General features: G+C 74.7%; 9 protein-coding genes. All 9 read right to left on the bottom strand.

Annotation, left to right across the window (positions count from 1 at the left end; genetic code table 11):
* The 9 genes from ABZ659_RS15395 to ABZ659_RS15355 all read right to left on the bottom strand — a co-directional run bounded on the left by ABZ659_RS15395 (nucleotide 1) and on the right by ABZ659_RS15355 (nucleotide 22099).
* Nucleotides 1-12111: an SDR family NAD(P)-dependent oxidoreductase gene (locus ABZ659_RS15395; RefSeq protein WP_360218870.1), complete on the bottom strand. Its 12111-nt coding sequence runs from the start codon at nucleotides 12109-12111 to the stop codon at nucleotides 1-3.
* 68 nt (nucleotides 12112-12179) lie between these two features.
* Complete coding sequence (fabD, locus tag ABZ659_RS15390; RefSeq protein WP_360218867.1) at nucleotides 12180-13046, bottom strand: ACP S-malonyltransferase; 867 nt, start codon at nucleotides 13044-13046, stop codon at nucleotides 12180-12182.
* Entirely contained in the window at nucleotides 13043-14464 is a 1422-nt protein-coding gene (locus ABZ659_RS15385) for a PfaD family polyunsaturated fatty acid/polyketide biosynthesis protein (RefSeq protein ID WP_360218864.1), read from the bottom strand. The genes fabD and ABZ659_RS15385 overlap by 4 nt, the downstream gene beginning before the upstream one ends.
* A 47-nt stretch (nucleotides 14465-14511) precedes the next feature.
* Nucleotides 14512-15027 carry a hypothetical protein gene (locus ABZ659_RS15380; protein WP_360218861.1) on the bottom strand — a complete coding sequence of 172 codons (516 nt, stop codon included), beginning with the start codon at nucleotides 15025-15027 and terminating at the stop codon, nucleotides 14512-14514.
* Nucleotides 15028-15058: 31 nt separating this feature from the next.
* Entirely contained in the window at nucleotides 15059-15553 is a 495-nt protein-coding gene (locus ABZ659_RS15375; RefSeq protein WP_360218858.1) for a hypothetical protein, read from the bottom strand.
* Nucleotides 15554-15832: 279 nt separating this feature from the next.
* Nucleotides 15833-18682: an AAA family ATPase gene (locus ABZ659_RS15370; RefSeq protein WP_360218855.1), complete on the bottom strand. Its 2850-nt coding sequence runs from the start codon at nucleotides 18680-18682 to the stop codon at nucleotides 15833-15835.
* Nucleotides 18683-19035: 353 nt separating this feature from the next.
* A complete protein-coding gene (locus ABZ659_RS15365) occupies nucleotides 19036-20226 on the bottom strand; it encodes a cytochrome P450 (protein WP_360218852.1) in 1191 nt (396 codons plus the stop codon).
* A 117-nt stretch (nucleotides 20227-20343) separates the two neighbouring features.
* Nucleotides 20344-21114, bottom strand: a complete 771-nt coding sequence (locus ABZ659_RS15360) for an ABC transporter permease subunit (RefSeq protein WP_360218849.1) — start codon at nucleotides 21112-21114, stop codon at nucleotides 20344-20346.
* 55 nt (nucleotides 21115-21169) lie between these two features.
* Nucleotides 21170-22099 (bottom strand): ABC transporter ATP-binding protein, encoded by a 930-nt coding sequence (locus ABZ659_RS15355; RefSeq protein WP_360218846.1) that lies wholly within the window; start codon nucleotides 22097-22099, stop codon nucleotides 21170-21172.
* Between the last annotated feature and the right edge of the window lie 24 nt (nucleotides 22100-22123).

Here is a 22123-nt window from a genome sequence, read left to right as displayed (position 1 = left end):
CTAGATCAGTTCCTCCAGCTCAAGCAGCAGTGGACGGGTCGGCCGGGTGGGCGGGCGGTCGGCCGGGCCGGGGCGGTCGAGCCAGTACCGGCGCCGCTGGAACACCGGCGCGGGCAGGGGGGTCCGTACGGCCGTCCGGTCGGTGTCGGGGGCCTCGCGGAGGACGACGTGGCAGTTGGTGCCGCCGAAGCCGAAGGCGCTGAGCCCGGCGCGCCGCACCCCGTGCCGGCGCTGCCAGGGCGCGAGCCGGTCCTGGACGCGGAACGGTGAGGTCTCGAAGGCGAACCGGGGGTTGGGGCGTTCGCAGTGCAGGGTGGGCGGGAGCTGCCGGTTCTGGAGGGACAGCACGATCTTCTGGAGTCCGGCCATGCCCGCCGCCATCAGCAGGTGGCCGACGTTGGACTTCACGCTGCCGACGGCGCAGAACTGGCGCTCGTCGGTGGACTCGCCGAAGACGTGGGTGAGGGAGCGCAGTTCCATCGGGTCGCCGATCATCGTGCCGGTGCCGTGCGCCTCGACGTAGGACACGCTCGCCGGGTCGGCGCCCGCGCGGAGGAGGGCCTCGCGGACGACCGCCTGCTGGGCGTCGGGGTTGGGGGTGGTGAGCCCCATGGTGCGGCCGTCGTTGTTCATGGCGGTCGACTCGATCACCGCGAGGACGCGGTCCCCGTCGCGGAGCGCGGCGTCCAGCGGCTTGACCAGGACGGCGCCCACGCCCTCCCCGGGCACGAACCCGTTGGCGGCGGCGTCGAAGACGTGGCAGGTGCCGTCGGGTGACAGGGCGCGGGCCGCGGAGAGCGACAGGTAGGGCGTCTCGTCGAGGAGGAGGTCGGCGCCGCCCACGATCGCCATCTCGCACTCCCCGAGCAGCAGGGACTGCCGGGCCAGGTGGAGGCCGGACAGCGAGGACGAACACGCGGTGTCCACGGTGAGGTTGGGGCCGCGCAGGTCGTGCAGGTGGGCCAGGTGGGCGGCGATGAAGTTCTGGTTGAGGCCGGTCGCGGTGGCCCGGCCGGGCACGGTGACGCGGGAGCCGTAGGTGCTGGTGCCGGAGCCGACGAAGACGCCCACGGGCCGTCCGTTGAGTTCCTCACCGCGGTATCCGGCGTCGGCGATGGCCGTCTCGGCGGCTTCGAGGAAGAGCCGGATCAGGGGGTCCATGTGGGCGGCGTCGTCCTCGGGGATGCCGAAGTAGGCGGGGTCGAACTCCTCGATGCCGTCGAGGTAGCCGCCCCACTTGCTGATGCTCATGCCGGGCGCGTACGCGGGCGAGTAGAGGCTGGCCACGTCCCACCGGCCGCGGGGCACCTCGCGGACGCCTGAGCGGCCGTCGCGGAGCAGTTCCCAGAAGGCGGCGGTGTCGGGGGCGCCGGGGAAGCGCCCGGCCATGCCGATGACCGCCAGCGGGGCCGTCGTCGGGGAGGGCTCCCGCCCCGGTGTGGGGGCCGCCGCCGGCTTGGCCTCAGCCGTGGTGTCCGGCTGGTCCCCCGCCCAGCGGCCGAGCCCGTCCCGGTACGTCACCGTCAGGTGGCGGGCGAGGCGGTCGACGGTCGGGTGCTCCAGGACCACGGAGGGGTCGAGGGCCGTGCCGGTGATCTCCTCCAGCCGTACGACGATGCTGGCGATGAGGATGGAGTCCACGCCGAGGTCGGCGAACGGGCGGTCGGGGGCGATGCGGTGCCGGTCCAGGCCCGTGACGTCGGCGAGGACGCCGGTGAGGTGCGCGGCGCAGCGCTCGGTGAGCCCGACGGGGTCGTGCTGCTGCTCCATGGGGGCGGCCTCCGGTGCGTCGGTGGGTGGGTCCGCGGGGACCGTCGCGACGGCGGCGAGCGTGACGTCCGCCGTCGTGGTCGCCAGCGCCGCGTCGAGCAGGGTGAGGCCGTCCTCGGGGCGCAGGGCGGTGAAGCCGAGTTCGCCGTAGCGGGGGGTCACCACCTCGCCCATGCCGATGCCGGACCAGCTGCCCCAGGCCAGCGACAGCCAGCGGGTGGCGGTGCCGCGCCGACTGGCGTGTACGGCGGCGAAGGCGGCGTAGTCGTCCAGGGCGGCGTTGGCGGCGGCGTAGTCGCTGAGTCCGACGGCGAGTTCCGGCAGCCAGGCGGAGAGGGAGGAGTAGAGGACGACGAAGTCGGGTGCGTCGTCGCCGAGCGCCCCGGCGAGCGCGGCCAGGGCGGGGCCCTTGGGCTGCCAGGTGGTGTCGAACTCGTGCGGGGGCTTGTGCACGAAGGCGGGCGTGGGCGAGACCGCGCCCGCGCAGTGCAGCACCCCGGCCGGGGTGCCGAAGCGGGCGCGCACCTCGTCGAGGAACGCGGGGAGTTCCCCGGGGGTGCCGTGGCCGACCAGGACCTCGGCTCCGGCCGCCTCCATCCGGGTGACGGCGGCGGCGCAGGGTCCCCACCAGTCGTCCGGCGTGGCGTGGGCCCACTGTGCGCGGGGCGGCAGGGCCCGGCGTCCGGTGAGCGCGATCCGCCGGGCGCCCCGGGCCACGAGCAGTTCGGCGGCGGCGAGTCCGAGGCCGCCGGTGCCGCCGGTGACGAGGTAGGGGCGGTGGGCCGTGACGGGGACCGTGCCGAGGTGCCCCGGGGCGGCGGGCGGCACGGCGGGCACCGCGTCCGTCGTCCTGACCTCGCGGGTGCCGTGGGTGTAGCGGATCTCGGCGTCGCGGGTCCCGGCGGCGTATTCGGCGGCGGCCAGCGCCAGCGGCCCCGGCATCCCGGCGGGCAGGGTGTCGTACGCGACCGTGACGGCGGTGACGGCGGCGTACTCCGCGCCGACGGCACGGACGCATCCGGCGACGCGGGCCGCGGTGAGGACGGCGTCGCCCGCGTCGGCGGGGCGGGACGCGGCCGAGGGGCGCGGGTGGACCACGGTGACCGGGTGCCGTCGGGCCCGTGCCGCCAGCTCCTGGAGCAGCGCGAGTCGGCCTTCGTGGCGGGATGGGGCGCCGGGGGCCGCGGAGGTGTCGACGAGATCGACGACCAGGTCGAACGGCTCGTGGTCGGTCAGTTCTTCGCGCAGGACCCGCAGGGTGGCGTCCCGGTCGCCGAGGTCCGCTTCGAGGGTGCGGGCGCACGGCAGCGGCACGGGCGACGGTTCACGCAGGACGACCACGGTGGGCGCCGTGAGCCCGGCCACCTCCTCCAGAAGCCCGGCCCCGGCCTCCGCACCGGCCAGCACCAGGATCGTGCGGGGGGAGCGCTCCGGTTGCCCGAGGGCCTCGGGGGTCCAGAGGGGGCGCAGGAGCCGCAGGTTCCCGAGGCTCGCGGCGGACGGCGTGACGGTGTCGACCCGGGGGCTGCTCTCCGCGGGATGGGCCCGAGAGCCGCTCTCCACAGAACGGGCCCGAGGGCCGTCCTCCGTGGAACGGGTCCGGGGGCCGTCCTCCGCGGAACCGGTCCGAGGGCCGTACTCCGTGGAGTGGTCGAACGGGCGGGCGGGGAACGGCACGCGGCGCCGCCCCGGGTCGGCCGGCCAGGTCACGGCCTCCCCGCCGGCCCAGCGGCGGGCGAGGTCACCCGACTCCCCGGACCCGGGCGCGGCGGCCTCCGTCACGAGCCCGGGTGCCGCCCGCCCCGCCAGGTAGGCGTCGAGCGCGGCGCACGCCTCGTCGGGTGAGGCGGCGACCACGGCGAGCCGCGCCGCCAACGGCTCCTGGACCACGCCGGAGGTGTGCGCGAGGTCGGCGAACTCGTCGGGCCGCCGCCGCAGTTCGTCCCCGAGCAGGGTCGCGTAGGCCCGCAGCCGGGTGTGGTCCGGCGCCGACAGCACCAGCGTGGACGGCCGCCCGGCCCCCGGCGCGGCGCTGACGGCGACGGACGGCGGCTCCTCGACGACGACGTGGGCGTTGGCCCCGCCGAACCCGAAGGCGCTCACCCCGGCGCGCAGCGGCATCGGCGCTCCCCCGGCGTCCACGGGCCGCCACGGCCGTGCCTCGCGCAGCACCCGGAACGGGCCGCCGTCGAGCCGCAGGTGCGGGTTGGCGCGCTCCCCGACGGGGTTCGGCGGCAGGACGCGGTGCTCCATGGCGAGCACCACCTTGAGCAGGGCGGCGATCCCCGCGGCGGACTCCAGGTGCCCGATGTTGGCCTTGACCGCGCCGAGGTGGCACCAGGGGGCGTCGGCCGTCGCGCCCAACCGCTCGAAGGCGCTGGTCAGTCCGGCGATCTCGATGGGGTCGCCGAGGCGGGTTCCCGTGCCGTGCGTCTCGACGTACGACACTCCGCGCGGGTCGGTTCCGGCGCGTTCCAGGGCGGCGGTCACGACCTGGGCCTGGGCCTCGGGGCGGGGCGCGGTGAGCGAGTGGGCGCGTCCGCCGTGGTTGACGGCGCTGCCCCGGATGACCGCGCGCACCGGGTCCCCGTCCGCCAACGCCCGGTCGAGCGGTTTGAGGACGACGACGCCGACGCCCTCGCCGCGGACGAACCCGTCGGCGCGCTCGTCGAAGGTCCAGCAGCGGCCGGTGGGCGACAACATGCCCGCCTGCCCGAGCGAGTCGAACCACCGCGGGTTGAACAGCGCGTTCACCCCACCGGCGAGGGCGAGGTCGCACTCCCCCGCCGCCAGCGCGGCCAGCGCCCGGTGCAGCGCGGTGAGCGAACTGGAGCAGGCGGTGTCGACGACCTCGCTGGGCCCGCGCAGGTCGAGCAGATACGACAGCCGGTTGGCGATGACGCTCTGCACATGGCCGGTGATGCTGTGGGCGGCGGTGTCCTCGCCCTTCCGGCCCAGCAGGTCGGCGTAGTCGGACAGGGTCGCGCCGACGAAGACGCCGGTGCGGCTGCCCGCGAGGGAGGACGGCCGGATCGCGGCGTTCTCGACGGCCTGCCAGCCCGCCTCCAGGAAGAGCCGCTGCTGGGGGTCCATCAGGCTCGCCTCGCGCGGGGAGACGGCGAAGAACTCGGCGTCGAAGGCGAGGACGTCGTCGAGGAAGCCACCGGTGGGCGCGGGGTCGCCGAAGCGTGCCACCGGCCCGGGTCCGACCAGGTCGTCCCCGTCGATCAGGTGCTGCCAGTACGCCGCGAGGTCCGGGGACCCCGGCAGCCGTCCCGCCATGCCGATGACGGCGACCGGGGGCATGGTCCCGTCGGGCTCCGGTGTGGCGGCCGGGAGCGTACGGGGCTCCGTGGCGGCCGGCACCGGCGTGTCCGCCAGCGCGGCGGTCAGCGCGCCGATGGTCGAGTGCTGGTAGAAGGCCACGGGTGTGAGCGTCAGGCCGAGCCGGTCGTTGAGGCGGTTGGCGAAGTCCGTGAACAGCATCGAGTTGAAGCCGAGGTCACCGAACTCGGCCGTGTCGCCGAGCTGCGCCGCGGGGATCTTGAGGAGCCTGGCGGCCTCCTCGCGCAGCAGGTCCCGCAGGTCGGTGCCGGGCGGCTCGGGGGCCCGCCGTTCCGCGACCGGCGCGGGGGCGAGCGCCGCGCCGATCCGCCGCTGGTCGCCGTGGCCGACGAGGACGCGGGGACGGCCGAGCCGCAGCGCGTCCTCCAGGGCGGTCAGGGCGGCCGGGGTGCCGATGGGGACGAGGCCGACCGTGGTCTCGGTCAACCGGCGTACCGCGTCCGGCATCCGCATCCCGCCGTCCCGCCACAGCGGCCAGGCGATCGACACGGACGTCCCGGACCGCTTCCCCGCGGCCACGAGACGCGCGCGCCGCTCGGCGTAGGCGTCCAGGAACCGGTTCGCGGCGCAGTACGACGTCTGTCCGGCGTTGCCGAGGGTGCCGACGTAGGACGACATCAGGACGAAGAAGTCCAGCGGGTCGTCGGCGGTCGCCTCGTCGAGGACGACGCAGCCGACCGCCTTCGGCGCGAGCACGGCACGCACCTGGTCGGCGGTCCGGGAGCGGGCGGGGCCGTCGTCCAGGACGCCCGCGGCGTGGACGACGCCGTGGACGGGGCCGTGGACCCGGCGCGCCTCGGCCAGCGCGGCGGCGAGGGCGGCCGGGTCGGACACGTCGGCGCACGCCTCGTACACCGCCGCGTCGGAGCCGGGCGGCGCGGTGGAGCGGCTCACCCAGGTGACGCGGGCGCCGTGGCGTTCGACGAGGTGGGCGGTGAGCAGGCGGCCGACGCCGCCCCGGCCGCCGGTGACGACGTAGTGGCCGCCGCGCCGGAACGGCACCGCCCCGGCGGCGGACTCGGCGGCCCGCCGCCAGACGCGGGCCAGGAGGCCGTCGCCGGTCAGCCGTCCCTCGGGGACGCGCAGCGCGGACAGCACCTGGGTGAGGGCGGGTTCCGGCGCGTCCTCGTCGACCTCCAGACGCACCGGGCGGAAGCCCGGCACCTCGTGCTCCAGGGCCCGCCCGAACCCGGACGCCAGCGCCGCCGCCGGGTCGTCGTGGTCGGGGCGGGTGACGCTGACGTAGGTCAGGGCGCCGAGCCGGGCCAGCGCGCGCAGGGCGTCGGGTGCCTCGTCCAGGGCCCGGGACAGCGGTCCGGGCGGGCCGTCCAGGCCGCGGCGGTCCACGACGACCAGCCGCCGGGCGGGCTGGGGGGTGACCTCGGTGAGGTCGCGGACGTGGTGGTCGGCCGTCCGCGCCCACTCCGCCGTACCGCCCACGACGGTGACGGTGGCTCCGGCCGGGTCGTCCGCGGCCGGGGTGGCGGACGTCCAGTCGGGCACGTGGAGTGTGGTCTCCGCGTCGGCGGGCGCGGGCGGCTCCGGCGCCTCGGTGACGGTCAGCCAGTGCCGGGTCCGGGCGAACGGGTAGCCGGGCAGGGACACCCGTCGTCCGCCCCGCGACGGGAGGATGTCGGCCCAGTCCAGCCGGGCGCCCTGGCACCACAGCCGGGCCAGCTTGGCCCGTTCGCCGTGGGCGGCGAGGGTGCGCAGGACCTCGGTGGCGGCCGGGGTGCCGTCGAAGACGTCGCCGAGGCGGGTGTCGTCGTCGGCGCGGCCGGTGAGGGCGCCGTCGACGCCGCGCACCGCCTCGGCCAGCGGGCCGCCGTGCCCGGCGATCCGCTCCAGGCGTCCGGCCAGTTCGTCGAGGCCGCCGACGACCAGGGCGAGCCGGGTGGTGAGGGTCTCGCGGCCCTCCCGCAGGGTGAAGGCGACGTCGCGGAGGCCGAGGTGCGGCCCGGCCGCGCGCAGGTGGGCGGCGAGCCGGGCGCAGGAGTCGCGCAGGCGGTCCTCGTCCCGCGCGGAGAGCACGATCAGTTCGGGTTCGGCGGGCGCCGGCGGCGGCGTCGGACGTTCGGGGGCCTCCTCGACGACCAGGTGGACGTTGACGCCGCCCGCGCCGAAGGAGCTGAGGCTGGCCCGCCGGGGCGCTCCGGCGGGGGCGGCGGGCCAGGCGGTGGTGTCCTGCTGCACCCGGAAGGGCGTGGCGTCGAAGTCGATGTCGGGGTTGAGGCGCGCGGAGTGCAGGGACGGCACGAGGGTGCGGTGCCGCAGTTGGAGGAGCACCTTGGTGAGCCCCGCGAGGGCCGCCGCCGCCTCGGTGTGCCCGATGTTGCCCTTCACGCTGCCGACGGGGATCGTCGCCGGGCCGTTCCCCGGGCCGAACGCCTTGCCCAGTCCGCGGATCTCGATGGGGTCGCCCAGCGGGGTGCCGGTGCCGTGCGCCTCGACGTAGCCGATCCCGGCGGGGTCGACCCCGGCCCGGCGCAGGGTCCGTTCGATGAGTTCGGCCTGCGCCTGGGGGCTGGGCACGGTGAAGCCGTTGGTGCGGCCGTCGCTGTTGGTGCCGACGGCCCGGATGACGCCGTAGACGTGGTCGCCGTCGGCGAGGGCGTCCCGCAGCGGGCGCAGCAGGACGGCGCCGACGCCCTCGCTGGTGACCATGCCGTCCGCGTCGGCGCCGAAGGGGTGGCAGCGGCCGGTCCGCGACAACATGCCGAGCTGGGCGTACTGGATGCGCCGGGCGGGGTGCAGGATGAGGTTGACCCCGCCCGCGAGGGCGGCGGAGACGGTGCCCGCGCGCAGCGCGTCCACGGCGAGCTGGAGGGCGACCCCGGAGCCGGAGCAGGCGGTGTCGACCGCGATGCTCGGGCCGGTGAAGTCCATGAAGTACGAGACGCGGTTGGCGAGTTGGTAGAGGTCGCTGTTGGGGTACCTGCTGTGGCCGTCGAGGGCGGCGTTGGCGCTGAGGACGGCGTAGTCGGGGCCCATCGAGGCGACGTAGACGCCGACGTCGCGGCCCAGGCTGGCGGCGGTGTGCCCGGCGTCCTCCAGGGCGTGGTGGGCGGTCTGGAGGAAGAGCCGCTGCTGGGGGTCCATGGTCTCGGCCTCGCTGGGGGCGAGGTGGAAGAACGGCGCGTCGAACTCGTCCACGCCGTCCAGCAGTCCGCCCGCCGAGGTGTACGTGCGGTCGGGTCCGCCGCGCGGGTCGACGACGTCCCGCCGTGCCCAGCGGTCGGCGACGTCGCTGAGGGACTCGGCGCCCGCCTTGAGGTTCTCCCACAGCTCGGCGGTGTCCCGCGCGCCGGGGTAGCGGCCCGCGATGCCGACCACGGCGATGCCGTCGACGGGGCCGGGGTCGGGCTCGGCGGGGGGCGGCGCCGGTTGCCGCTCGCGCACGACCGCCACGGGGGCCGGGGGCGCGGTGGGGGCCGTGGCCGGTGCCAGGGCGGCGGCGAGGGCGCCGAGGGTGCGGTGTTCGAAGAACAGGGTCTTCGGCAGCCGTCCGAAGGTCTTCTCCAGGGCTACCGTCGCGTCCACGATCTCCAGCGACTCCAGCCGCAGGGACTCCAGGGTGGTGTCCGGTGTCAGCTCGGTCACGGGCAGCCGCCGCAGCCGTGCGACGACGGTCCGTACGGCGTCGAAGGCGTCGTCCGTGCCACCGGCCGGGTGCCGCGCCTCGGGTACGGGGACGGGAGCCGCCGTCTCGCCGGTGACGGCGTGGTGCAGGGCCGCCGGGTCGGTCAGCTCGTCCGCCAGCAGGGCGAGGGCCTCGCGGCGGGCGGCGTCACCGGCCACGGGGCCGCCGCGCTGGGGGGCGGGGGCCGGGTCGGTGTCCGGTGCCTCGGTGGAGGGGCCCTCGTCCGGCTGGAAGACCAGGGCGGCGAGGTCGGTGAGGCGGGCGCGGAAGACCTGGGCGTCCTGGCCGGGCCCGGGTTCGCCCATCGCGGTGTGGAAGAAGGTCCGCGCCGGGGCGTTGCGGTCCGTGGGCCGGTGCTCGGCCCGCAGGTGCGTGGGGCCGTCGGCGGTGGTGGCGGCGCGGGCGACGGCGGCGAGGAAGGCGTGTTCCACGCCCCGCCCGAGGACACGGCAGCTGAGCAGGAAGGTGTCGAGCAGCACGTCGCCGTCCCGCTCGCGGGTGACGGCGGCGCCGACCAGCCCGTAGTCGCCGAACCGGTCGTGGACCTCGGCCACCCAGCAGCGGGCCCCGTCGGCGCGCAGTCGGCGCAGGTCGGACTCGGTACGGCGCAGGGGGGCCAGGTTGAACTGGTTGGTGCGCTGGGTGAGCTGGGCGAAGCGGGCGAGTTCGGCGTCGTCGGCCTCGTGGACGTCGACGCGCAGGCCGAGGCCCTCGATGAAGCGGGCCAGCGAGGGGGCGGCCTCCTTGGCCTCGTCGCGGCGCCGGGACGCCTGGTACAGGGCGGTGCGGCGGCGGTCCTCGTCGGTGACCTCGGCGCGGTCGAACGCCCAGAGCCGGGCGAGGAACGCGGGCCACTCGGCCTCGTCCCAGGGCAGCCGCAGGGCGAGCACCCGGGGCTGCGCGGCGCGGACGGCGGCGACCTCCACGGGGTTGTCGTCGAGGAAGACGAAGGAGTCCAGGCCGACGCCGAGTTCGGCGGCGAGTGCCTCGATGTTGGCCGGTTTGGGGTTCCAGTCGACGCGGCGGGCGGCGATGTGCTCGGGCCGCAGCGGCATCTCCGGGCGCCGCCGGAACACCTCCTCGACGTCCTCGGCGGAGTTCTTGCTGGCCAGGCAGATCAGCACGCCCTCGTCGTGGCGTCGTACCGCCCACTCCTGGAGCCGTCGGTGCGCCTCGCCCAACTGGACGCCGCGCGGGCCGTCCTCGCCGACGACGCCGCGCCACAGGGTGTTGTCGCAGTCGAGGACGAGCACCTTGAACGGCTTGCCGAGCAGCGCGTGGACGTGCCGGACGACCGCCGTGGCCAGGGCGGTGCAGGCCTGCGGGGTGTAGGGGATGGAGGCGTGTTCCTCGCGGGCGGCGTCGTGGTGGTCGGTCACCCAGTGGCCGTCCCGCCGGTCCTCAAGGCGTACGAGGTGCACGCCCCGGGCGCCCTCCAGCGCCGCCCGTACCCGGTCCTCAAGGGCCCGCAGTGCGGGGCCGCGCCGGTCGACGGCGGGCGGGGAGGCGGGGCAGAGGGCGACGAGCAGGGGTACCGCGAGGCGTTCGGCGGCGGCGCGGGCCGCGGCGGCGAACTCGTCGGCGGTGCGTTCGCCCTCGGCGCCCTCCGGCCAGTCCTCGGCGCGCAGCAGGACGACGTCACAGCCGCGCCGGTTGGCGGCGAAGGCGCTGCCGGGGTCGAGGAGTTCCTGGAAGACCTGGCCGTAGGAGGTGAGCTCCACCGCCAGGTCGAGGCCGAGGCGGTCGGTCCAGTGGGTGAGCGGCTGGCGCAGCGGGTCGGTGGTGAAGGTGGCGGCGACGGCGAGGGTGCCGGACGTCCCGGTGGGCTCCGCCGGTGGCTCCTGCCGGAACTGGTCGAGGATCTCGGTGGTGCCCGCGGCGGGCCCGGCCGCGACGCGGTGGACGACGGCGGCGGCCACCGGCTCGACGGCGAGCGCGGTGTCGTCGGTCATGCTGTCGGCGAAGGTGGTCGCCAGCCGGGGCGGCCGGACGACCAGCGCGGCCACGCCGGGGTGGTCGACGGTCACGGCCGTCACCAGGCCCTCCACCGCCCGTTTCGCGGCGGTGTAGTGGGAGAGCCCGCGCTGGGGTGCCGGGGCGTAGGCCGAGGAGACGGCGACCACGACGCCCCCGGCGGCCAGGTCGGCGGTGCACGCGGCGAGGGGCGCCTGGACGAGCCGCAGCGCCTCCGCGACGTGCTCGCCGGAACGGGTCACCGTGTCGGGGTGCAGGTCCATGGGGCGGGCGGGCGGCCCGGCGTTGAGGACCAGCAGGTCGACGGGGCCGTCCTGGTCGCGGATCGACCGGCTCAGCTCGGCGCACCACGCGGGGTCGCCCACGTCGCCCCGGTGCGGCCGGACGCGGGCGGCGTCGGGGCTGAGCGCGGTGAGCAGCGCCTCGGTCTCGGCGGTGCTGTCGCGGTAGGCGACGTGGACGGTGGCCCCGGCGAGGGCGAGCGCCTGGACGAGGGCGGCGCCGAGCCCGCGGCTGCCGCCGCACACCAGGGCGGTCCGGCCGCGCAGGGGTGCCGCCTCGCCGAGCAGGGCGCGCAGGCGTGCCGGGTCGGACGGGGCGGCCTCGCGCCGGGCGAAGGCGCGGACCTCCACGCGCGCGGTGGTGTGCCCGGCGGTGACGTCGCCGGTCAGCCGGACCGAGCGGTAGCGCGGGTCGACGTCGGCGAGCACCGCCCGCGCGGTGAACCCGTGCGGTCCGCCGGGGTCCGCCGTGAAGTCGGCGTCGATGCCGCTGACCAGCGCGGCCCGCCCGGGGACCTCCATCCCGGCGAGCTGACTCGCCCAGGCGAGCACGCTCACGTGCTCGGGTCCGACGCCCCGGCGCGCGAGTCCGCGGGCGTCGGTGAAGCGGCCGAGGGCCCGCCAGTCGGGGCGGTAGCGGGTGCCCGCCTCGGTGCCGGGGGCGAGGTCCTCGAGGGGGGTGCGGGCGGCGGCCTCGGTGAACGCTCGCGGCGTGCCGTCCTCGGGGGCGGGGTGGACGGCGCCGGTGTCGTACCGGACGTCGATCTCGGCGAGGGCGCGGCGGCCGTCCAGGAGGCGCAGGACGGTGGCGTGGGCGCCGTCGGGCTCGGCCTGCCAGGTGTAGCGCTGGTCGGCGTAGACGGGTCCGAGGAAGCGTGCCCGCAGCGAGGCCAGCCGCCGCCCGCCCTCCGTCGGGGCTGCGGTGAGGGCGAGGGCGTGGAGCACGCACAGGGCGCCGTGGGCGACCGGTTGCCCGAAGGGGGTCTGCCGGGCGTACGCCGCGTCCAGGTGCAGGGGGCTGGCGTCCCCACCGGCCTCGGCGAAGTCCAGGACGTCCTGTCGTGTGACGCGGAAGTCACCCGCGACGACGTTGGGCTGCATACGCCGTTGTTCCTCCAGTCGGGTTCGGTCGGCGTGCGTTCCCGGCCTCCGGTCGCTGGCGCGGCCGGTCAGCCGCGGGTTCCGGCGGCCTCCCGGGCGGCGCGGATCCTGCGGGTCAGCCCGGTGAGCACGTTGCCGGGGCCGATCTCCCGCAGGTCGCAGTCGGGGAGGGCGAGCAGGTGGTGCACGGTGTCGGTCCAGCGGACCGGGGACCACAGCTGACGGCAGAGCAGGTCGCGGAGGTCGCCGTCGCCGTACGGTCGGCCGGTCGCGTTGGCGATGACGGGGATCTTCAGCCGTCCGAAGACGTACTGCCCCAGGAACCGGTCGAGGCGTTCGGCGGCGGGCCGCATGTGCCGGGAGTGGAAGGCACCGCTGACGGGGAGCGCCACGACCGCGTCGGCCCGCGGTGCCAGCGCCGCCGTCACCTGGCGTACCCCGGCGGGGCTGCCGGAGACCACGAGCTGGTCGGGGGCGTTGAGGTTGGCGAGGTCGACGTCGGTGTCCGCGGCGTCCAGGGCCTCGCGCACCTCGGACTCGGTCAGCCCGATGACGGCGGCCATCGCGCCGGGCCCGGTCTCGGCCATCAGGGCGGCACGCCGGGCGACGATCTCCAGGCCGGTGCGGAAGTCGAAGGCACCAGCGGCGAAGAGCGCGGCGTACTCGCCGAGGCTGTGTCCGGCGACCACGTCGGGGATGACGCCGGTGGTGCGTACGGCGTCCACGTAGGCGAGGGCGTCGACGACGTACACCGCTGGCTGGGTGTAGCGGGTGTCCGCGAGGCGTTCCGCGGGGCCGTTCAGGCACAGGTCGGCGATGGAGTAGCCGAGCGCGGCGTCCGCCTGGCGGACCAGGTTGGGGTAGGCGGCGAGCAGGTCCGCCCCCATGCCGACCCGCTGCGAACCCTGCCCGGCGAAGACGTGGGCGACAGTCATGTTCCGCTCCCGGGAGAGGTCGTGGCGGTCAGGCGGGCCAGCCGGTCGGTGAGGACGTCCGCGGCGCCGCGCATCAGCCAGTCGGCGATCTCGTCGACGTGCCGCTCGCGCCAGTCCTCCCGCGGGGTGCCGCGCAGCCGGGAGTTGAGGGCGCCGAGGGCGGGGCCGCAGTTGATCTGGTAGTCGACCTGGTGGTCCTCCGAGCCGCTCATGGCGAGGCGGATCGACTGCACGAAGTACGCCTTGAAGACCAGCAGCATCCGGTGCTTGGGGTCCCGCTCGGCCAGGGCGAGCGACTCGGGGTTGGCCCGGGCGTAGTAGGCGCGGGTCTCCTGCCAGACCTGGTCGAAGGTGCGGCGGAAGTAGCGGCGCTGGAGCTGGTCGGCGGTCTGTTCGTCGAGGTCCTCCAGGGAGTCGTGGCGGCGGTACAGCTCGTAGAGCTTGTTGGCGCGCGCCGGGTAGAACAGTCCGCGGCGCAGTACCTGGGCCTTCGCGCCGGTCTCCAGCATGTCCCCGGCGGGGACGACGGTCATGTCCTGCACCTCGGCCCGCTGGAGCATGTCCTTCACGCGGTCGCTGGTGCCGCACTCGGCGGTGCACTGGTTGACGCTGCCGGTGAGCGCGAAGTCGGCGCCGAGGACGAACGCGGCGGCCACCGCCTCCGGTACGCCGAGGCCGCCCGCGGCGCCGACCCGTACGGCCGCGGCGGGGGGGAAGGCGCGGCCGGCGGCGTCCCGCTGCCGGACCATGTCGGGCAGCAGGACGACCAGTTGGCGCTGGTCGGTGTGGCCGCCGGAGTCGGCCTCGGCGCACAGGTCGTCGGCGAGGGTGATCCGTTCGGCGAGGGCGGCCTCCTCGGGGGTGACCGCGCCGTCGGCGAGCAGTTCCGCCACCAGGGCGCGCGGCGGCGGGTCGAGGAAGTACTGCGCGACCTCGGGCCGGGACACCTTCGCCATGACCCGGTTCGGCACGTGCACGGAGCCGTCGGGTGCCCGGCGCAGGCCGCTGATCCGGTACTGGACCAGCGGCCGGGTGGGGACGATGAAGGACGCCGCCTCGACCCGGCGCACCCGGTGCGCGAGGAACAGCCGTACCTGTTCCTGCTCCTTGGCCTGGTTCTCGTGCGACGCCAGCAGGTTGAGGCCGTAGGGGCCGTCGCCGATCTCCCGCTCGAAGCGGCGGATGGCGGCGACGACCCGTTCGGCGCGCAGGCCGCCGGTGCCGAAGTACGACAGGAGACCGGCCCGCCCCATGCGGACGACCATCTCCTCGGAGGCGACCGCCTTGTACATGGAGCCCGCGGCGTAGGCGTACCGCACGTTGTGCTCCGCGCGGAACGCCGCGCTGCCGAGCGCCTCGGCGCGGACGCGGCCCCGTCCCTGCGCCGTCTCCCGGGCCCGTTCCAGCGATGTGGTCATCCCTGCTCCCTTGCCGGTCGTGTCGGTACGCCCGTCGCCCCCGTGTCTCAGCCGGTGGAGCCCGCCTTGCGCTGCTCGTAGCGTTCGAGGATCGCGGGCATCTCGGCGCTGACGAAGCCGAGGAAGCGCTCCATGTTGGCGAGCCGCTTCAGGCGCTCGTCGGAGGCGTTCTCCTTGCGGAGCGCGGTGAGGCCGTCGGCGGCGATGCGGTGGAAGTCGGGGAACTCCGAGAAGATGCCGCGCACCTTGGGGCCCCAGCTGTTCTCCCGGAGCCGGATCGTGTAGTTCTCGTCCAGCGAGCCGCTGCGCTCGAAGACGCTGACGGGGTCGTTCTCGGGGGTGAGCTGGTCGACGATCCGGTCGATCGCGGCGCGCGGGACGCCGAGGGACTTCTCTATGTCGGCGGCGGTCTGCTCGGGCGGGTCGCAGATCATCATGTAGCCGACGACCCGGCCGCGGTCGTGGGGCATCCCGTCGTTCTCGAAGTAGTACTGGGCCACCTTCTCGACGAAGGCCGTCTCGCCTTCGGAGAGGGGGGTGACGGTGGCGGTCTGCTCGGTCATACGGCGCTCTCCTCGCGTGGCGTCCGGAAGGTCAGGCGGCGGTGCGGTGCTCGGCCCAGCGCTTGGACATGTCGGCCAGGTCGCCGACGATGTGGCCGAACAGTTCCTCGATCTCGGCGATGCGCTTGCGCCGGTCGTCGTCGGCGTCGGCGAGGACCTCCAGGCCGAACTGGAAGATCCGGTGGTACTCGGGCCAGCTGGCGAAGGTGTCGGAGACCGCCTTGGGGTAGCCGTCGTCGACGAGCCGGTAGCGGGTCTCCTCGCCGGGGGTCTCGACGCGCTGGTAGAGGCCGGCCAGGGTGAGCTGCTCGATGAGCTGCTCGATGGCCTCGGGGGTGGCGTCCACCGCCGCGCAGATCTGGTCCAGGGTCTGCTCGATGGGGTCGCTGATGATCATCCACGCCATGACCCGGCCCTTCTCCCAGGTCACGCCGTGGGCCTCGTGGTAGTGCCGGGCCACCTGGTCGACGAAGGTGCGCTCGCCCTCGGTCAGGGTGGCGTAGGTCTTGTCCGTCGTACTCGTCACTGGTCCCGCCTCTCGGTTCGACGTCCGGCCGCTGCGGCTGAGCCGGACGCCCGGGGGAGTCGCGTCCGGCGCAGCCAGCCGCCAGCCTGGTCGACGGGGGCGCGCGCCCGCCCCCGGAACTCCCCCAGCAGCGACCCCAGTTCCGGGTGGGGGTGGGGGTGGGGGTGAGCTGGGGTGGGCCGCGGGAGCGTCGGCGGGGGCGTGGAGGTCAGCTCGGAGCGGCGTCGGTGTGGAGGCCGGCTCGGCAGGGCGTCGGTTTCCCGCGCCCCGGCCGGGGGGTCAGGCCGAGCACCACATCTCGTCGGCCTGGGACGCCGGTCCGGCGGCCAGCGCGCGGCCCAGTTCCGCGCGCTTGGCGATGCCGAGCTTGGCGTACGCCTGGCTGAGGTGCCACTCCACCGTCTTGACGGTGACGAACAGCGCCTGGGAGATCTCCCGGTTGCTCAGCCCGGCCGCCGCCTTGTGCGCCACGCGCTCCTCCGCGGGCGTCAGCGGGGCCCGCTGCTGCTGTGCGCCGCGGACCTGGCGTACCCCGGCGAGCCGGAGTTCGCTGCGGGCCGTGGCCTCCAGCACGGACGCGCCGATGCGGTGGGCGGTGTCCATCCCGGCCGCCAGTCGGCGCCGGGCGGCGGCGCGGCGGCCCTGGCGGCGCAGCGCCGCGCCCAGGGCGACCTGGACGCGGGCGCGTTCGAGGAGGTAAGGCGAGGAGCCGAGGAGGCGTTCGGCGCTCTCCAGCATCTCCAGCCCCTCGTCGCCGCCGACGATCTCGCCGTAGGTGCGCAGCGCGGCGGCCAGGGGCCGGGCGGCGCCGAAGGCGCGGGCGCGTTCGGTGACGTCGGCGGCGAGGGCGCGGGCGGCCCGCGGTCCGGTGGTGATGGCGAGGGCCTTCGCGGCGTCCGACAGGTACTCGGAGGACGCGGAGGGGTACAGCCATCCCTCCTGGACCGCGAGGTCCCGGCACTCGGTCAGCTCGCGCAGCCCGGTCTCGAAGCGGTCCTGCCGGATGCGCAGCCGTGCCCGGGCTATCAGCAGCGGCACGAACAGGGCGGACCGCGGCAGCCGTCCGGCCAGGCCGTGGCGGCAGAGCGTCTCCTCCGCGTCGTCCAGCCGGTCGGTCTCGATGAGGCAGTGGGTCAGCACCGCGGCGGCCAGCGGCACACTGGCCAGCATCAGCGACTGGTCCTCGTGCCGCCGCAGCAGGCGGCGCGCCCCGGTCTCGGCCTCGGCGAGCCGTCCGGTGTCGAGCAGGACGCCGCCGAGCAGGCTGGTGGAGGTGGCCGCGGCGAGCAGCTGTCCGGCGCTCAGGGCCCGGTGGGCGGTGTCGCGCAGGGCGCGTTCCGCGGACTCCGCCTCGTCGCACTGGCTGAGCGCCCAGGCGGCGACCAGGGTGTCCGTGAGTTCGGTGTCCTCGGCCGGGGGCGGCGCGTCGTCAGGGACGGCGGCGGCGGCCAGCCGGGCGACCCGGGTGAAGGACCGGCCGCGTGACAGCGCCTCGATGGCGGCGTGGGAGCGCGGGGCGCCCCCACGGCCGGGTGGGCGGCCGGTCCGCTGGTGGCCCGGGGTGATGCGGGACACCACCGCGGCGACGGTGCGGGCGGCCTGGTCGGTGGGGTCCGGCACGTCCCGCTCGTCGGCCAGGGCGCCCGTGACCGCGAGCACCCGCAGTGCCTCGTCGTAGCGGGCGGCGGCGGTGAGCGCGACGGCGAGTTCCAGCCGCAGTCGGCAGCGGATGACGGGGTCGTGGGTGCGGCGCAGGGCTTCCCGCAGGTGTTCCACGGCCTCGGGCTGCCGGGCGCGCAGTTCCGCCGAGCCCAGCTGGCCGAGTATCCAGGGGTCGCGTTCGGCGTTGGAGTCGGCGAGCGCCCGGCGCAGGTAGCGGGTGGAGTCGCCGGGCTCGACGCGGCGCATCGCCTCGACGGCGGCGGCGCGCAGGGTGCGGACCGTCCAGGGGTCGTTGCCGGGCTCGGTGCGGCACAGGTGTTCGGCGACGGTGATGATGTCGGCGCCGGAGGCGTGCAGGGTGTAGGCGGACCGCCGGTGGGCCTGGCTGCGGGTCTCCGCGGACATCCAGGCGTACACGACGGGCCGTACGACGGAGCGCCGGAAGGCGTACGGCAGGCCGGGGTTGAGGATGCCCGCCTCGCGCAGGACGTGCGCCGCCCGGAGCGCCTCGGACTGGCTGATCCCGGCGGCGGCGGCGCAGTGGCGGGGTTCGGCGTCGTCTCCGAGGACCGCGACGGCGCCCGCGAGGGCGTGCGCCGTCTGGGGTAGGTCGTGAAGTTGGCGCACCACCTCCTTGGCCATCCGGGCGGGGGTCAGCCGGGGGATGGTCTCGGCGGCGGGCTGTCGGGGGGCGATGCCGCGGCGGCTCATCTCGTCCAGCAGTTCCGTCAGGTGCAGCGGGTTGCCCTCGCTGGCGGCGAGGCAGGCCTCGGTGACGTCGTCGTGCGGGGGGTGGCCGAGCCGTGCGGTGATGGCCTCGCGCACGGCGTCGCGGCCGAGCGGTTCGAGTACGGCGTGGCAGGCGTCCGGCGAGCGGCTGGCGGACAGCAGCAGTTCCTGCGCGGGGCCCCGGGGGTCGGGCGTGCTGGTGAGGACGAGCAGGACGCCGCTGCGTTCGAGGCGGTTGACCAGGTAGTTGACGAACTGGAGGGAGGCGGTGTCGGCGTGGTGGGCGTCGTCGATGAGCAGCAGCAGGGGGGCCTTGGCGGAGAGGTTCCGGCAGAGCCAGTAGAGGCCGTGGAGGACCTGGTAGAGTCCGGCGCCCTCGTGCGGCGGGGCGCTGATGCCCTCGGGGTCGGCGTAGTCGAAGATGCTGCCCGCGAGGGTGGCCGGGCCGGTGAGCAGGGCGTCGGGGGCGGCGTCCACGGCGGCCAGCCGGTGCTCGAACAGCTGACGGACCACCACCCAGGCGAAACCGCACTCCAGTTCGCCCGCCCGGGCGTGCAGGACCTGGAGCCCGGCCTCCTCCCCGGCGGACCGGGCCGCCGCCAGCAGCTGGGTCTTGCCGGAGCCGTGGGGCCCTTCGAGCAGGACGACCCCGCCGTGTCCGGCGAGCACGTGGTCGATGCCGCTTCTGATCAGTTCCAGTTCGCGGTCGCGCTCAAGAAGCAGGAAGTCCTGCCGCATATGCCACACCCCTTGATGGAAATCGAGAAACCGGAAATATTCCAGAAAAGGGAAAATGGACGAATTCTGCTGCGCTCTCGGCGCGCGGCATTACTATCCCGTTCGTGACGGCTGCAACATGTTCCCCCGTTCCCAGGTCATTCACTTTGCCACCGCACAGGTCAGAAGTCCGTGTCAAGCTACCACATGCCCCTGTCCCATGCCACGGCGGAAAGAGCCGATAACCCGTCAAGAAATGTCGGTCTTTTCGCCAGGGGCCAGAGAGAGAAGCATGAAAACCACCCCTCCTCAGCCATGGCCGAAAAGGGGTGGTTTAAGGGATGGTCTACGTCGGAGGGGTACCGCTCTTCACGTCACGCGGGGCGCACGGTGACCGGCAGCTTGTCGAAGCCGACCATCTGCGGGGGGATCGCCCAGGCGAGGTCGCCGTCCCGGTCGACCGCGATCTCCTTGAACCGGTCGAACAGGACGTTCAGCACCAGCTTGGTCTCCAGCCGCCCCAGCGCGTTGCCGATGCAGTGGTGGGTGCCGAACCCGAACCCGAAGTGGCGGCCCTCGCTGCGCCGGTGGATGTCGAACTTCTCGGGGTCCGGGAACTGCCGCTCGTCCCGGTTGGCCGAGCAGAAGCTCGCCGCGACGTGCTGGTTCTCCGGGATGGTGACGCCCGCCAGCTCCACCTCGCGGGTCGAGGCGCGCAGCCCGGTGGTGATCGGGGGCCGGTGCCGCAGCACCTCCTCGACCGCCTGCGGGATCAGCGCGCGGTTCTGCCGCAGCTCCGCCTGGGCGTCCGGGTTGAGGTCGAGGAGGTCGACGGAATTGGCGATGGTCATCGTGGTGCTGATGTGCCCGCCGGCGAACATGACATTCGCGAAGTTGACCGTCTCGTCCTCGGTGAGGCGGTCACCGTCCAGCTCGGCGTTGGCGAGCCGGGTGAGCATGTCGTCGGTATCGCTGTTCTTCCGCTCGCGCACCTTCTCGCGCAGATAGGAGATCGCTTCCTGCTGAAGCTCGCCGAGGGCCTCCAGATAACCCTCCTGGGCCATTTCCTCGGGCGTCACGTTCATCACCTTGCGGGCCCAGTCGTAGAACAGGACCCGGTCCTCGGCGGGCAGGCCGAGGATTTCCAGGATGACGGCGATGGGGACCGTGTACGCGAGATCGGCGACCAGGTCGACCTGGTCGCGGTCGCCGATCTCGTCCACGATCTGGTGGGTGGCACGGATGATCTGCGGCTCGTAGGCGGCGATCGACGCCGGGGTGAAGGCGGTGCTCAGGATCTGCCGGACCCGGGTGTGCCGGGGCGGGTCCATCTGCGGCAGGCTCTCCAGGCCCGACTCCGGGAACCCCATCCGGTGCATCTCGGAGGAGAACGTCCCGGGGTTGGTCAGGACGTGCCGGGCATCGGCGTAGCGGTACACCACCCACCAGCCGGTGGCCGGATCCCGGTGCACGGGATGCTCGTCGCGCATCAGGCGGTACCAGTCGTAGATCGCCGGGTCGTTCACATTGGGCTGAGCCGGGATCTCGGTCTCTGTCGTGGACACCCCATCACCTTTCCCCTCACAGGACGGGTCAGTCGATGCAGCGTCGCCAGAAGGCCCCGGGGCGCACACTGGGGTCTCCCCCAGCACCCACCCCAGAGCCTTGGTCAGTGGTACGGGTCAGCTGTTGATGTCTCGCTGGTTGAAGCGGCGCACCCCCAGCACGAAGAGCACGCCGGAGGCGACGACCAGCACGAGGGCGTCCGCCCACTGGAAGCCGTGCCGCAGCGGCTCGCCGCCGATGTAGTAGTGGAAGGGCGACACGTAGGCGAGCCAGTCGGCGTCGAGTTGTCCCGCGAAGGTGTCCAGGGTGTACGACACCACCCCGATCACGGCACAGGACACCAGGACGACGGACCTGCGGCCGACGATGCCGCCCAGGCCGATGGCGAGCGCCCCGAAGAGCACCGCGAGCAGCGCCAGGTTGAGGCACTGCGCCAGGAACTCCACCGGCGTCACGCTGGTCAGCTCGGAGCCGTTGCGGATGGCCAGCAGGCCCAGCCACACCAGGGCGGCGATGGCGAACGCCCCGGCGACCAGCGCGGCGAACCGCTCGGCGGCGAGCTGGGTGCGGGTGACGGGGTGGGCGAGGACCATGTCGAGCTGGCCCGCCTCCTCCTCCGCGGCGATGGCGCGGGTCCCCGCGGTGACGCCGTAGATCATGGCCAGCAGCGGGAGGAGTACGCCGAAGACGCTGGCGTGCAGGTAGCCCGCCGCGGTCTGGTCGATGTGCAGCCCCTCCCGCAGGGCCTCGGGGAGGTTGGCGGTGTTCTCGCGCTGGGACGGGTAGGTGCTGGCGTACACCGTGGCGACCGCGGCGGTGCCGACGGCCCAGCCGGTCAGGGCGCGTCGGCTGTCGGAGAGGTACTTCACGAGGATGGCGCTGCTCATCGGGGGGACCTGGTCCTTTCGGTGCGGTTCACGGGGGCGGGCGGCGGCGTCGGCGTCATACGGCGCGCGCCGTCTCGGTGCGCGGCGCGTCCTCGGCCCCCGCGTAGTAGCTCTGGAACAGCTCCTCCAGGGCGGGCTCGGTGGCCCGCAGGCTGGTGACGGTGTACTGGGCGAGCACCTTGACCAGGGCGTCCGGGCTGCCGGAGATCTGGCCGGTCAGGGTGGTGCCCGCGTCGTCCAGGCGCAGCCGGTCCGCCTCGTCCAGGGCCGCGAACGCGGTCGCCGGGACCGGCGCGTCGAAGGTGACCTCGATGTCCCGGACGGCACCGCTGCGCAGGTTGGCCACGGTGTCGAGGGCGGCGAGGCGGCCGTCGCGGATGATGCCGACCCGGTCGGCGACCGCCTCCACCTCGCTCATGATGTGGCTGGACATGAAGACCGTCTGCCCGGCGTGCCGGGCCTCGGCGACCAGGTCGAGGAAGGTCTGCTGCACCAGCGGGTCGAGGCCCGAGCTGGGCTCGTCCAGGATGAGCAGCTCGGGCTCGTGCATGAACGCCTGGACCAGGCCGACCTTCTGCCGGTTGCCCTTGGACAGCTTCTTGATCATGGTGGTCTGATCGAGCCCGAGCCGCTCGGCGAGCGCGTCGATGCGCACCTCGGGCACCCCGCCGCGCAGCTGCCCCAGGAAGCGCAGGTAGCTGCGGACGTTCTGGCGGCCGTCGCAGACGAAGTCCCCGGCCAGGTAGCCGACCCGGCGGCGCAGCTCCACGCCGTCCTCACGCGGCCGGAGCCCCAGCACCGACGCCTGCCCGGAGGTGGGGCGGATGAGGTCGAGCAGCAGCCGGATGGTGGTGGACTTGCCCGCGCCGTTCGGGCCGAGGTAGCCGAAGACCTCGCCCCGTCGTACGTCGAGGGTCAGGTCGACCAGCCCGCGGCGCGTGCCATAGGTCTTGGTGAGCTTCCGCAGCTCGATCACGTTCTCCATGGCGCGGAACGTATCGAAGTTTCA

It is taken from the genome of Streptomyces sp. NPDC006997, from assembly GCF_040635175.1.
Classification (GTDB): Bacteria; Actinomycetota; Actinomycetes; order Streptomycetales; family Streptomycetaceae; genus Streptomyces.
The sequence above is the reverse complement of the archived record's forward strand: the minus strand, read 5'-3'. Positions and strand labels throughout refer to the sequence as shown.

Coding starts and splice junctions, on each gene's coding strand:
- ABZ659_RS15385 (WP_360218864.1), bottom strand. CDS start 14,464: ATGACCACATCGCTGGAACGGGCCCGGGAGACGGCGCAGGGACGGGGC.
- ABZ659_RS15355 (WP_360218846.1), bottom strand. CDS start 22,099: ATGGAGAACGTGATCGAGCTGCGGAAGCTCACCAAGACCTATGGCACG.
- ABZ659_RS15395 (WP_360218870.1), bottom strand. CDS start 12,111: ATGCAGCCCAACGTCGTCGCGGGTGACTTCCGCGTCACACGACAGGAC.
- ABZ659_RS15360 (WP_360218849.1), bottom strand. CDS start 21,114: ATGAGCAGCGCCATCCTCGTGAAGTACCTCTCCGACAGCCGACGCGCC.
- ABZ659_RS15370 (WP_360218855.1), bottom strand. CDS start 18,682: ATGCGGCAGGACTTCCTGCTTCTTGAGCGCGACCGCGAACTGGAACTG.
- fabD (WP_360218867.1), bottom strand. CDS start 13,046: ATGACTGTCGCCCACGTCTTCGCCGGGCAGGGTTCGCAGCGGGTCGGC.
- ABZ659_RS15380 (WP_360218861.1), bottom strand. CDS start 15,027: ATGACCGAGCAGACCGCCACCGTCACCCCCCTCTCCGAAGGCGAGACG.